This window comes from Amycolatopsis rhabdoformis, from assembly GCF_035918295.1.
GTDB classification, from domain to species: domain Bacteria; phylum Actinomycetota; class Actinomycetes; order Mycobacteriales; family Pseudonocardiaceae; genus Amycolatopsis; species Amycolatopsis rhabdoformis.
Genome location: NZ_CP142149.1, coordinates 10,307,424 through 10,319,606 on the forward strand (window position 1 = coordinate 10,307,424; position 12,183 = coordinate 10,319,606).

Annotated in this window: 13 protein-coding genes; 8 read left to right on the forward strand and 5 right to left on the reverse strand. The window is 69.8% G+C overall.

Annotation, left to right across the window (positions count from 1 at the left end; genetic code table 11):
- Positions 1-45 precede the first annotated feature (45 nt).
- Together VSH64_RS48000 and VSH64_RS48005 are read left to right on the forward strand one after the other, a co-directional pair.
- Positions 46-1,428 carry an FAD-binding oxidoreductase gene (locus VSH64_RS48000; protein ID WP_326569397.1) on the forward strand — a complete coding sequence of 461 codons (1,383 nt, stop codon included), beginning with the start codon at positions 46-48 and terminating at the stop codon, positions 1,426-1,428.
- A 127-nt stretch (positions 1,429-1,555) separates the two neighbouring features.
- Positions 1,556-3,322 carry an MFS transporter gene (locus VSH64_RS48005; RefSeq protein ID WP_326569398.1) on the forward strand — a complete coding sequence of 589 codons (1,767 nt, stop codon included), beginning with the start codon at positions 1,556-1,558 and terminating at the stop codon, positions 3,320-3,322.
- Between the two features lie 65 nt (positions 3,323-3,387).
- Here VSH64_RS48005 and VSH64_RS48010 read toward each other — a convergent pair whose 3' ends face one another.
- Positions 3,388-4,458 carry an acyltransferase family protein gene (locus VSH64_RS48010; protein ID WP_326569399.1) on the reverse strand — a complete coding sequence of 357 codons (1,071 nt, stop codon included), beginning with the start codon at positions 4,456-4,458 and terminating at the stop codon, positions 3,388-3,390.
- Between the two features lie 130 nt (positions 4,459-4,588).
- On the opposite strand from VSH64_RS48010, the gene VSH64_RS48015 reads away from it, so the two are divergent.
- The gene (locus tag VSH64_RS48015) at positions 4,589-5,212 is read left to right on the forward strand and encodes a hypothetical protein (protein WP_326569400.1); all 624 of its coding nucleotides are present in this window, start codon (positions 4,589-4,591) and stop codon (positions 5,210-5,212) included.
- A 20-nt stretch (positions 5,213-5,232) separates the two neighbouring features.
- Here the strand turns inward: VSH64_RS48015 and VSH64_RS48020 are convergent, their stop codons facing one another.
- Both VSH64_RS48020 and VSH64_RS48025 read right to left on the reverse strand, forming a co-directional pair.
- Positions 5,233-5,934 carry a peptidylprolyl isomerase gene (locus VSH64_RS48020; RefSeq protein ID WP_326569401.1) on the reverse strand — a complete coding sequence of 234 codons (702 nt, stop codon included), beginning with the start codon at positions 5,932-5,934 and terminating at the stop codon, positions 5,233-5,235.
- Between the two features lie 26 nt (positions 5,935-5,960).
- Entirely contained in the window at positions 5,961-6,215 is a 255-nt protein-coding gene (locus VSH64_RS48025) for a DUF2631 domain-containing protein (RefSeq protein WP_326569402.1), read from the reverse strand.
- Between the two features lie 105 nt (positions 6,216-6,320).
- Between VSH64_RS48025 and dxr the strand changes: the two genes are divergently transcribed.
- From dxr to ispG, 3 genes are all read left to right on the forward strand, one after another.
- Positions 6,321-7,526: a 1-deoxy-D-xylulose-5-phosphate reductoisomerase gene (gene dxr, locus VSH64_RS48030; protein WP_326569403.1), complete on the forward strand. Its 1,206-nt coding sequence runs from the start codon at positions 6,321-6,323 to the stop codon at positions 7,524-7,526.
- A gap of 3 nt (positions 7,527-7,529) precedes the next feature.
- Positions 7,530-8,762 carry a M50 family metallopeptidase gene (locus tag VSH64_RS48035; RefSeq protein WP_326569404.1) on the forward strand — a complete coding sequence of 411 codons (1,233 nt, stop codon included), beginning with the start codon at positions 7,530-7,532 and terminating at the stop codon, positions 8,760-8,762.
- Positions 8,763-8,880: 118 nt separating this feature from the next.
- Complete coding sequence (gene ispG / locus VSH64_RS48040) at positions 8,881-10,032, forward strand: flavodoxin-dependent (E)-4-hydroxy-3-methylbut-2-enyl-diphosphate synthase (protein WP_326569405.1); 1,152 nt, start codon at positions 8,881-8,883, stop codon at positions 10,030-10,032.
- A gap of 58 nt (positions 10,033-10,090) precedes the next feature.
- On the opposite strand, the gene VSH64_RS48045 is transcribed toward ispG, so the two are convergent.
- Entirely contained in the window at positions 10,091-10,345 is a 255-nt protein-coding gene (locus VSH64_RS48045; protein WP_326569406.1) for a hypothetical protein, read from the reverse strand.
- Between the two features lie 89 nt (positions 10,346-10,434).
- On the opposite strand from VSH64_RS48045, the gene VSH64_RS48050 reads away from it, so the two are divergent.
- Both VSH64_RS48050 and VSH64_RS48055 read left to right on the forward strand, forming a co-directional pair.
- On the forward strand, positions 10,435-11,256 hold the full coding sequence (locus VSH64_RS48050) for a helix-turn-helix domain-containing protein (RefSeq protein WP_326569407.1): 822 nt from the start codon (positions 10,435-10,437) through the stop codon (positions 11,254-11,256).
- Entirely contained in the window at positions 11,253-11,651 is a 399-nt protein-coding gene (locus tag VSH64_RS48055; protein WP_326569408.1) for a VOC family protein, read from the forward strand. Before VSH64_RS48050 ends, VSH64_RS48055 begins: the two co-directional genes overlap by 4 nt.
- 288 nt (positions 11,652-11,939) lie before the next feature.
- Here VSH64_RS48055 and VSH64_RS48060 read toward each other — a convergent pair whose 3' ends face one another.
- Positions 11,940-12,146 (reverse strand): DUF4177 domain-containing protein, encoded by a 207-nt coding sequence (locus tag VSH64_RS48060; RefSeq protein ID WP_326569409.1) that lies wholly within the window; start codon positions 12,144-12,146, stop codon positions 11,940-11,942.
- Between the last annotated feature and the right edge of the window lie 37 nt (positions 12,147-12,183).

Consider the following 12,183-nt stretch of genomic DNA (forward strand, 5'->3'; position numbering starts at 1 on the left):
GCCCCTAACCTGGCGGGAGAAGCCGCCACGCGACCGGGAGCGCCCATGCTGATCGACGACCTGCAAGCAGTCCTGCCGCCCGAGGTCCTCGTGCGCGACCCCGACGTGCTGCGCGGGTTCGCCCACGACGAGGCCGAATGGGCGCCGTGGACGCTGCCCGAGGTCGTGGTGCGGCCGCGTTCGGCCGAACACGTGCAGGCCGTGGTGCGGGTGTGCCTGAAACACGGCACGCCGGTGGTCACGCGCGGCGCCGGCACCGGCCTGTCCGGCGGTGCCAACGCGGTGGCCGGCTGCGTGGTGCTCGTGACCGACCGGATGACCGCGATCCACGAGATCGACCCGGTCGAGCGCCTCGCCGTGGTGGGGCCGGGGGCGGTGAACGACGACCTGCGCACGGCCGCCGGCGAGCACGGCCTCTGGTACCCGCCCGACCCGGCGAGCTCCCCGTGGTCGACGATCGGCGGCAACGTGGCCACCAACGCCGGCGGCGTGTGCTGCGTGAAGTACGGCGTGACCCGCGACTACGTGCTCGGCCTCCAGGTGGTGACCGGCACCGGCGAGCTCGTACGCCTCGGCCGCCGCACCGCGAAGGGCGTGGCCGGGTACGACCTGGCCGGCCTGATGGTCGGCTCCGAAGGCACGCTCGGCGTGATCACCGAGATCACCGTGCGCCTGCGCGGCAAGCGGGCCCCGGAGCGCACGGTGGCCGGCTACTTCGACTCCACGGTGGCCGCGGGTGAGGCCGCCGCCGCGATCCGCGCGGCCGGCGTGGTGCCTTCGGCGCTCGAATTGGTGGACCGGCATTGCCTGCTCGCCGTGGACGAGTGGAAGAACATGGGCCTCTCGGCCGACGCCGAGGTGGTGCTGCTGGGCCGCAGCGACGCCCCGGGCGCGGCGGGGGAGCACGAGGCCGCCGTGATGGTGGAGTGCTTCGAGAAGGCCGGGGCCACCTGGGCGGCGCAGTCGACCGACCAGGAGGAGGCCGACGCGCTGTTCGCCGCGCGGCGCCTGGCGTACCCGGCGCTGGAGCGGCTCGGCCCCGTGCTCACCGAGGACGTCTGCGTGCCCACGCACCTCGTGCCCGAGATGCTCGCGCGCATCGACCTCGCGGCGAAGCGGCACAACACGCACATCGCCAACGTGGCGCACATCGGCGACGGCAACCTGCACCCACTGCTGAGCACGCCGATCGGCGACGAGGACGCGCGGCGGCGCGCGCAGGCCGCGTTCGACGACATCGTGGCCGACGCGCTCGCGCTCGGCGGCACCGTGACCGGCGAACACGGGGTGGGCCTGCTCAAGCGGCCGGGCTTGGAAAACGAGCTCGGACCGGCCGTGCTGGCGATGCACCAGGCCGTGAAAAACGCGCTGGACCCGCACGGGATCCTCAATCCCGGGAAGGTGTTCGCTTTTCACTCGGTCGAGTGAACGTAAAGTGTCCTTAAAGGACGGTGATGAATCTGTGACGGTTCTCTCGTAACCGATTCACGAAGTTGGTTGCCACAGGCAAGCAACTTGCTTAGCCTAGCTAAGGGAACGAGAGAAAGGTTTCACTGTGGCCGAGCGCAGAACGTATTCACTCGCGGAACTGGGGCCGCGATACAAGTGGATCGCGCTGTCCAACACGACGCTGGGCATGCTGATCGCGACGATCAACTCGTCGATCGTGCTCATCGCGCTGCCCGACATCTTCAAGGGCATCGGGATCAACCCGCTGGAGCCGGCCAACACCAGCTACCTGCTGTGGATGATCATGGGCTTCCTGGTGGTCACGGCCGTGCTGGTGGTGAGCTTCGGGCGGCTGGGGGACATGTACGGCCGGGCCAGGATGTACAACCTGGGTTTCGCCGTGTTCACCATTTCGTCGATCTTCCTGGCCATCACCTGGTTCGACGGTGACGCCGCGGCCCTGTGGCTCATCGGCTGGCGCATCGTGCAGGGCATCGGCGGCGCGTTCCTCATGGCCAACTCGTCGGCCATCCTCACCGACGCGTTCCCGGCCAACCAGCGTGGTCTCGCGCTGGGCATGAACGGTGTCGCGGCCATCGCCGGCTCGTTCCTCGGCCTCGTGGTCGGCGGTGTGCTCGCGCCGGTCGACTGGAACCTGATCTTCCTGGTCTCGGTGCCGTTCGGTGTGATCGGCACGATCTGGGCGTACGTGAAGCTGCACGACACCGGGGTGCGCAAGCACGCGAAGATGGACTGGTGGGGCAACATCACCTTCGCGGTGGGCCTGATCTCGGTGCTCGTGGGCATCACCTACGGCATCCAGCCCTACGGCTCCTCGCCCACCGGGTGGGGCAGCCCGATGGTGCTCTCGTGCCTCATCGGCGGGATCGCGGTGCTGATCGCGTTCGTGGTCATCGAGACCAAGGTGGCCAACCCGCTGTTCCGGCTCTCGCTGTTCCGGATCCGCTCGTTCACCTGGGGCAACCTGGCGAACCTCACGGCTTCGCTCGGCCGCGGTGGGCTGCAGTTCATCCTGATCATCTGGCTGCAGGGCATCTGGCTGCCGCAGCACGGCTACACCTTCGAGCAGACCCCGCTCTGGGCCGGCATCTACATGCTGCCGATGACCGTGGGCTTCCTGCTCTCCGCGCCGACGGCCGGCATCCTGTCCGACCGCATCGGCAGCCGGCTGCTCGCGTCGAGCGGCCTGGTGATCACGGCGGCGACATTCCTGCTGCTGATCCTGCTGCCGGTGAACTTCAACTACTGGGCCTTCGCGGCGATCCTGCTGATCAACGGCATCGGCATGGGCATGTTCTCCTCGCCCAACCGCGCCGAGGTGATGAACAGCCTGCCGGCCGACGCGCGCGGCTCCGGCGCGGGCATGATGACCACGTTCCAGAACGCGGCCATGGTGCTCTCGATCGGCTTCTTCTTCAGCCTCATCATCGCGGGCCTCTCGGACAACCTGCCCGCGGCGATGTTCCAGGGCCTCACCGCCCACGGCGTGCCCACCGACGCGGCCAACCAGGTGGCGCACCTGCCCGCGGTGGCCGTGCTCTTCGCCGCGTTCCTCGGCTACAACCCGATCCAGCAGCTGCTCGGTGGCCAGCTGGGCAGCCTGCCGCCGGACCAGGCTTCGTTCCTCACCGGGCGCAGCTTCTTCCCGAACCTGATCTCGGGTCCGTTCCAGGACGGGCTGGCCGTGGCCTTCGGGTTCGCGATCGTGGTGTGCCTCATCGGCGCGGTCGCGTCGGTGCTCACGAAGGACAAGGGCAAGTCTTCGGAATCGGTGGGGGAGGAGCTGGCGGCGGTCGCCGGCGAATCCGGCGCCGGACCGAGCGAGCTGGTGGCGCCGACCAGCGAACGCTGACCATTTTGGGTGCACGGGCCGCCTCGGGATCTCTTCCCGGGGCGGCCCTTTTTATGCGGATGCGGTTATGCGGGAACGGGTTCCCGGGCTTCTTCGGCCGGCTCCGGCTTCTTGGCGGTGACCCGCCGGCCGAGCCCGATCATCGGCAGCTCGACCCAGCGGTAGAGCAGATCGGCCATCAGCAGCGCGACGGCCGTGACCCCGAGCGCGGTGAGCGTGCGCGGCTGCCCCAGCGGCGGCACGAGGCCCGCGAGGGTCCAGCCGGCGATGCTCTGGATGAGGTAGAGCGAGTACGACCGCTCCCCGATGAACCGCAGCGGCTTCAGGGCGAGCACCCGGCTCAACGGCCCACCCGCCACCAGCGACGGCAGCAGCAGCGCCACGAGCACCGCGTAGGTCGTGCCGAGCGCGACCCCACCGTCGTCGTGGATCGCCGCCGTGATGTCACTGAAAAACACCTGCACCACCACGATCATCGCGGCCACCACGATCCCCGCCACCGGGTGCGTGAACGGCTTGAGCACCGCGAAACTCTTGCGGTGGTGCAGCGCGATCGCCACCGCGCACCCGATCACGATCGACGCGTACGCCCCGGAGTACGGCAGCACCGGCACGAGCGCCACGAGCGCGATCACCAGGCCCAGCGCGAGCCCGAACCGCTTCGCCAGACCCAGCCCCGCGATCCCGAACGCCAGCAGCGGCCACACCAGGTAGAACTTCTGCTCCACGCCGAGCGTCCACGCCACCCCGAACACGCCGACCACGTGGAACTCGTTGAGGAACGTGGCGAACCACGGCAGCGCCCCCAGCAGCCCGCTGGAGCGCAGCTCACCCCGGCCGAACTCGACCACCACGAAGATCCCGAGCACCACGTAGTACACCGGCAGGATCCGGAAGGCCCGCCGCAGGTAGAAGTTTTTCAGCGACACCCGCCCGCTGCGGTCTTCCTCGCGCAACGCCAGCGTGGTGATGAGGAAACCGGAGAGCACGAAGAACACGTGCACGCCGATCCAGCCGTTCGCCCGCACCCACGCGGCCCCGCCGAAGTGGAACAGCACCACCAGCACCGCGGCGATCGCCCGCACCCCGTCGAGCGCCGGAAACCGCCTGGTCGCGAGGTAGGTTTCGTGGGTCATCAGCATGAAGTCCCCCATCCGCCGCCCGACTGCTCGCGTACTGTAATCGGATCTTGGCGGGTGTCACTCGTTAGGGTGACTTGTCCTGGTCGGGGGGTTGCGCGCGTCGACGGCCCGGGAGTTCAGATCGGTGTTCCGCCGCAGGCAGCGGAACGCGCCGCGCGCCGGCCAGCCGTCGATCGGGTTCGCCGAGGGCCTTCGCGACCTCGACGCCTACGAAGGCACCTTCCTCACGCTGGGGCACCTCGACGACCGGCCGCGCGGCGGGTACTACTTCCAGCTCTTCCTGACCCCGGACCGGTCGCGGCTGGTCGCGTGTTTCGGAGTGGGTCCGGTCCCTCGGCGGAAAACCGAAGGTTCACCCGAGGACCTACTGGATCGTCACCGGTCTTGGGAGCAGGAACCGGAGACGACCTCGACCGTGGACCGTGAGTACCTCCTGGCGCTGCTCTCCCCGCTGTACCCGGCGGAGATTCCGCTGTCGGCCGTCGCCGCGCTGGAGGCGGGGGCGCCGTGCCAGATCGAGACGCCGGTCGAAACGGTGCGGATGAGGTCGAGTTTCGTCCGGTGGGAAAGCCTTTCGCGGAAAGCCGGCCGCGAATGGGTCACGCACGCCCACGGAATTCGCGAACTGGAGGCGTACGAAGACCTGTTCGGCGCCTTCGGCCACATCGACGACCGGCCGCGCGGCGGGTACTACTTCCAGCTCTTCCTGGCCGGGATCTCTCCCGGCTCATCACGGCATTCGGCGTGAAAGCCCGCGCGCCGGCCCGCCTACCAGCCGAATGAAGCCGAACTGATCTTCACCGGGTGTTTCGGCGCGCCGTCCAACGGACCGTTCGGGTCCGTCGGCACGATCCCGTCCGCCACCATCCGGTCGATGGCGTCCATGCCGCGCACCACCTTGCCCAGCACCGAGTACTGCGCCGGGATGTGGGCGAACGAGTGCACGATGAAGAACTCCGAGCCGTTCGTGCCCGGCCCCTGGTTGCCCATCGCGATCGTGCCGCGCTCGTACGTCTCCGCGCCCGACACCTCGTCCGCGAACTTGTAGCCCGGGCCGCCCTTTTCGACCTCGTACAGGTCGCCGCACTGGAGCACGCCGAGGCGTTCGGAGTCCGACAGGCGCCAGCACTGGGAGCGGTCGTAGAAGTGCTGCAGCACCAGGGACACCATGTTCGCCACGGCGCACGGGGCCGCGCCGGCCGCGTCGAGGCGCACGGTGACCGGGCCGTAGTTGAAGTGGAAGGTCACGTCGACCGTGCCGCGCGTCAACGCGAAGGGGAGCGGGCGCACCACGGGCCGCGCGGCCGGGTTGTCCGGCGTCGGCGTGAAGGTGCAGGCGACAACCGGCGCGCCGGCGCCACGGGCAGCAGTGACCCGGGCGGGAGCGGCAGACGCAGCAATGGCCGGCCCGGCGAACAGCGCCAGACCGGCCACGACCGAAAGAACGAGAGCGACCCAGCGTGACTTCATAGCCCCGCAAGGTAGCGAAGATCGACCTACTTGCGCCAGGCCGTGCGGCGCTTGCGGAAGTCGAGCACGAGCAGCAGCGCGAGGAACGCGGCGAGGCCGATGAGCCACACGTTCTCGGTGTTGTTCTCGTGGTTGCCCTTGAGCATGAGCAGCAGGATGACGACGCTGACCCAGCCGGCGATGCGCGTGGCCTTCGGGAACGAGCCGTGCCAGCCCCATTCCGCCGACGGCTCGTCGCGCGGGTCCACTTCGGGGCGCTTCTCGATCGCCTTGCCTGCCACGATCACTCCTCCTGACCCGCTTCACCTGACTACGCCGTAATGATCCCACACCCCCGGGTGCTCCGCGGAGACGGGCCGGGCCTCGACGGGCGATAATGGTGCGCGATGACTACCTCGCGAAGCGTCCTCGTGCTCGGTTCGACCGGGTCCGTCGGGGCACAGGCCCTCGACGTCGCCGCCCGTTACCCCCACCTGTTCACCGTCGCGGGCATCGCCGCGGGCGGTTCCGACCCGCAGGCGCTCGCCGCGCAGGCCCTGGCCCACGGCGTGGCGGCCGTCGCCGTGAGCCGCCCGACGGCGGTCGAAGACCTTCAGCTCGCGCTCTACGCCGAGGCCCAGAAACGCGGCTACGCGAAGGGCGAGTTCCGCATCCCGCGCATCTTCGCCGGGGCCGACGCCGTGACGGAGCTCATCGAGGCCGTGAACGTCGACGTGATCCTCAACGCCCTGCCGGGCTCGCAGGGCCTCGTCCCCACGCTGAAGGCGCTCGCCACCGGATCGACGCTCGCGCTGGCCAACAAGGAGTCCCTCATCGCGGGGGGACCGCTCGTGCTCGCGGCCGCGAAGCCGGGCCAGCTCGTGCCGGTGGACTCCGAGCACTCGGCCATCGCGCAGGCCCTGCGCGCCGGGCGCGAGAACGAGGTCGCGCGCCTGGTGCTCACGGCCTCGGGCGGGCCGTTCCGCGGCAAGAAGCGCGAGGACCTGACCGACGTCACGGTGGAGCAGGCCATGGCCCACCCCACGTGGTCGATGGGACCGGTCATCACGATCAACTCGGCGACGCTGATCAACAAGGGCCTGGAGCTGATCGAGGCCGCGCTGCTGTTCGGCATCGAGCCCGAGCGCATCGACGTGACCGTGCACCCGCAGTCGATCATCCACTCGATGGTGACCTTCACCGACGGGTCCACGATCGCCCAGGCCAGCCCGCCCGACATGCGCCTGCCGATCGCGCTGGCGCTGCACTGGCCCGAGCGCGTGCCCGGCGTGGCCGCGGCCTGCACGTGGGACACGGCCGCGAGCTGGACTTTCGAGCCCCTCGACAACGAGGCCTTCCCGTCGGTGGAGCTCGCGCGCCACGTCGGCACCGTGGGCGGCTGCCTGCCCGCCGTGTACAACGCGGCCAACGAGGAAGCGGTGGCCGCCTTCCTCGCGCAGAACAGCGGTTTCACGTCGATTGTGGACACTGTTTCCGAGGTGGTGGAAGCCGCCGACGAATGGCGTCGCGAGCCGCGCGACGTCGAAGACGTACTCGCCGCCGAGCGCTGGGCTCGGGCGCGCGCCGGATCGATGCTGGGTAAGGGGAAGTAGCGCGTGCTCGCCAACATTCTCGGGGTGGTGCTCTTCGCCCTGGGCATCTGCATCTCCGTCGCGCTGCACGAGGCCGGCCACATGGTCACGGCCAAGATGTTCGGCATGAAGGTGCGCCGGTACTTCATCGGTTTCGGGCCCACCATCTTCTCGTTCCGCCGCGGCGAGACCGAGTACGGCGCCAAGTGGATCCCGCTCGGCGGGTTCTGCGACATCGCCGGCATGACCGCGCTCGACGAGGTGACGCCCGACGAGGCGCCGCGCGCGATGTGGCGGTTCAAGACGTGGAAGCGCACCGTCGTGATGTCGGCGGGCTCGATCACGCACTTCATCCTCGGCCTGGTCGTGCTGTACCTGATGGCGATCACGTTCGGCCTGCCGAACCTGGCGCTGAACAACCTCGACTACAACAAGCTCGACCCGGTGGTCGGCGGCACGTCGTGCGCCCACGCGGCCACCACGCTGCAGCAGCTCGACGACGTCAGCTGCCCGCCGGGCGCGCTGCGGCCGGCCGACGCGGGCGGGCTGAAGGCGGGGGACAAGGTCCTCTCGGTGAACGGCCAGCCGGCCACCAGCTGGACCGGCCTGCAGCAGAAGATCCAGAGCGCCAACGGGCCGACGAAGTTCGTCGTGCAGCGCGGTGACCAGCAGGTCACGCTCACCGTGGACGTCCCGCGGCTCGCGCGACTGGGTGCGGACAACAAGGTGTCCACGATCGGCATGATCGGCGTCACGCCGCAGGTCCCGCCCGCGATGCTGCACTACAACGGCCTCGAAGCGGTGCCGGCCACGTTCGTCTTCACCGGCGACATGTTCGCCCAGACCGCGGTGCGGCTCGTGCAGTTCCCGGAGCGTGTGCCGGGCATCGTGAGCGCCATCTTCGGCGGCGAGCGCGACCCCAACGGCCCGGTCAGCGTCGTCGGCGCGAGCCGGATCGGCGGCGAGGCGGTGGAGCAGGGCCTGTGGCAGATCTTCTTCTTCCTGCTGGCCAGCCTCAACTTCTTCATCGGCGTGTTCAACCTGCTGCCGCTGTTGCCGCTGGACGGCGGGCACATCGCCGTCGTCTGGTACGAGAAGGTGCGCGACTGGCTGCGCGGCCTGCGCGGCAAGGCGGCGGGCGGACCGGTGGACTACACGAAGCTCTCGGCCATCACGATGGTGCTGGTCGTGATCGGCGGTGGCATCACTCTACTGACGGTCACAGCCGACATCGTGAACCCGATTCGGTTGCAGTAGCGCGTCCCACCGGTCGGGGCAGCACCCGGCCGGTGGGCCCCCGACCGGGGGTAACACTGCTCACCGTGACGGTTGACTTCGTTGAAACAGGGCCGGATGGAGTAGGTAGGCTGGGGACGTGACCGTCGCGCTAGGTATGCCCGCTCTGCCGCCCCCCGTCCTCGCCGAGCGCCGCAAGACCCGCCAGCTCCACGTGGGTTCCGTCGGTGTCGGCAGCGACTTCCCCATCTCCGTCCAGTCGATGACGACGACGCTGACCTCCGACGTCAACGCCACCCTCCAGCAGATCGCCGAGCTCACCGCGGCCGGCTGCGACATCGTCCGGGTCGCGTGCCCGTCGGCCGACGACGCCGAGGCGCTGCCCGCGATCGCGAAGAAGTCGCAGATCCCGGTGATCGCCGACATCCACTTCCAGCCCAAGTACGTGTTCGCCGCGATCGAGGCCGGGTGCGCGGCCGTGCGCGTGAACCCGGGCAACATCCGCAAGTTCGACGACCAGGTGAAGGAGATCGCGCAGGCCGCGAAGGACCACGGCACGCCGATCCGCATCGGCGTCAACGCCGGTTCCCTCGACAAGCGCCTGCTCGAGAAGTACGGCAAGGCCACGCCCGAGGCGCTGGCCGAGTCGGCCATGTGGGAGGCCTCGCTCTTCGCCGAGCACGACTTCCACGACATCAAGATCTCGGTGAAGCACAACGACCCGGTGGTCATGGTGCGCGCCTACGAGCTGCTCGCCGAGCAGTGCGACTACCCGCTGCACCTCGGCGTGACCGAGGCCGGGCCCGCGTTCCAGGGCACGATCAAGTCGGCCGTCGCGTTCGGCGCGCTGCTGCGCCAGGGCATCGGCGACACCATCCGCGTGTCGCTCTCGGCCCCGCCGGTCGAAGAGGTGAAGGTCGGCGCGCAGATCCTGCAGTCGCTCAACCTGCGGCCGCGCAAGCTCGAGATCGTGTCCTGCCCGTCGTGCGGGCGTGCTCAGGTGGACGTCTACACGCTCGCCGACCAGGTCACGGCCGGTCTGGAGGGCATGGAGATCCCGCTGCGCGTCGCCGTGATGGGCTGCGTCGTGAACGGTCCGGGTGAGGCCCGCGAGGCCGACCTGGGTGTCGCGTCCGGCAACGGCAAGGGCCAGATCTTCGTGAAGGGCGAGGTCATCAAGACCGTGCCCGAGCACGCGATCGTGGAGACCCTGATCGAAGAGGCCATGCGCATCGCCGAGGAAGCGGGCGAAGGCATCGGCGAGGGTTCGCCGAGCGTCACCGTCGGCTGAGGTTTCGTTCTTGTCGCCGGCCCCGGTTTCCGCCGGGGCCGGCTCTTTTTGTTGCTGTTCAGCCCTGCAGGTGGTGCTGGGCGGCGTCCCTGATCTGCATGCGCACGTTTTCGAGCGCGGCGGCGACGTCGTCGATCTGCCTGCTCGCCAGCTGGATGGCCCCTTGGATCGACGTGGCGGTGGCCGTCTCGCCGAGCAGCCCGAGCACCTGGGACTGCAGCTCCGCCAGCTCGTCCTTCGTCGCGAGGGCGATGCCGGTGGGCACCTGGTCGGCCAGCAGTTCGAGCTGCTGGGCCTGCTCCTGGATCGACACTCCGGCGGTTCCTTTCTCCGGTGGCCCCCGCTTGGCTGTGCTGCCTCCGTGGTAGCAGAAATCGGTGCTCCGCGGCCTACGCTGGTCAGGTGAGTCACAGCTGGGCCACCCGCTTGCCGCACCCCGCGCTGCGGCCCCTGGTCACGCGCTACGTCGGCTACGCCCAGGACGACGTGACGCTGCCCGTGCACCGCGGCCTGCCTTCGCGGCACGTCACGCTCATCGTGAGCCTCGAGCAGCCGATCCGGTTCGCCGGCCTGCCCGGTGCGGGGTCGTTGCAGGGGCTGGTCGGCGGGCTGCACACCTCACCCGCGCTGATCACGCAGGACCGGGTGCAACGCGGGCTGCACGTGGAGCTGGACCCGCTCGGCGTGCGCGCGCTGCTCGGCGTCACGGCGGCGGAGCTGAGCGGGCGGGTGGTGGACGTGGCCGACCTCGGCGGGGCCTGGCGTTCGCTGCCTGCGCGCCTGCACTCGCTGCCGGATTGGGAGTCGCGGTTCGCGGTGCTGGACGAGGTGCTGGCCGGCGGGGCTGATGTTTCCCGGGTGCCGTCGGAACTGAACGAGGCCTGGCGGCAGCTGCGCCGCTCCCGGGGCTCCGTGCGCGTCTCCACCCTGGCCTCGGAGGTCGGCTGGAGCCGCCGCCACCTGGGCGAACGCTTCCGCGCGGAACTCGGCCTGGCCCCCAAACAGGCCGCCCGCGTGCTGCGCTTCGAACACGCGGGCCGGCTGCTCCGCGCCGGCTGCCTGGACCTGGCCTCCGTGGCCGTCACCGCGGGCTACTACGACCAGGCCCACCTGTCGAACGAGTGGCGGGCGCTGGCGGGGTGCTCCCCTCGGACGTGGATCGCGGAGGAACTCCCGTTTCTCCAAGACGACGGTTCGGGCGCGGAGCCAGACTCCTCCGCATGACACCTCAACCGACCGTCTGGCCCGCCCTCCGCTACGACGACGCCCCCGCGGCCGTCCGCTTCCTCGTCGACGTCCTCGGCTTCGAGGAAACCCTCGTCGTCCCCGGCGGCCCCGACCGCGCCATCGCCCACGCCGAACTCCGCTGGCCCGAAGGCGGCGCCATGATGCTCGGCAGCACCGGCGGCCCCACCGACGACGTCCACGACGCGATGAAACCGGGCACCGGCGCGGTCTACGTGGTCTCCGACCGCGTGGACGAGATCCACGACCGCGTGCGCGCCGCCGGCGCCGAGGTGACACTGGGCCTGCACGACACGGAGTACGGCTCGCACACCTTCAGCCTGCGCGACCCGGAGGGCAACAGCTGGACGATCGGCAGTTACCGGGGCGCTTGAAGCGGCGCTCTTGCTCGAGTTGCTGACTTCGGGGGTGTGGTTCGGGCGTGCTTCCGGCCGTCGTCGGGCCTCGCAGGGGTGCTCAACCGAAGGGCGGTCGCCGCGCCGGGCAGGCGGTCTCGTGAGTCGGGCGCGCGAAGGTTGCCGCCGGAGTGTCGGCTCCGGGTCGGTTGTGCGCCGCGAGGTAGCGCGTACCGCGCCGTGAGGTGGCGAGGTGTGAGCCGAGACCTGCGGATAGCTGCCCAATGCGGGCTTGGCGGGGCCAGGCATCCAGAACCCCCAAGCGGCCTACTGGACCGGTCGCTCGAACGTCACCAGCAACCCGTCCACCCCTCCCGGCCCCATCCGCCCCTTCACATCCGCCGAGGTGATGGCCTTCAGTTGCCACCCGTCGCGGGCGTGGTCGTTCAGGATGCGTTCCAGCTTGTCGCCCGACATTTTGCCGCCCAGGAGCTTCTCGCGGAGTTCGACGACCTTGTAGGTGTAGCGCTGCATGGTCCGATTGTGCCGTTCATCTGAGCGTGTCGGTGGG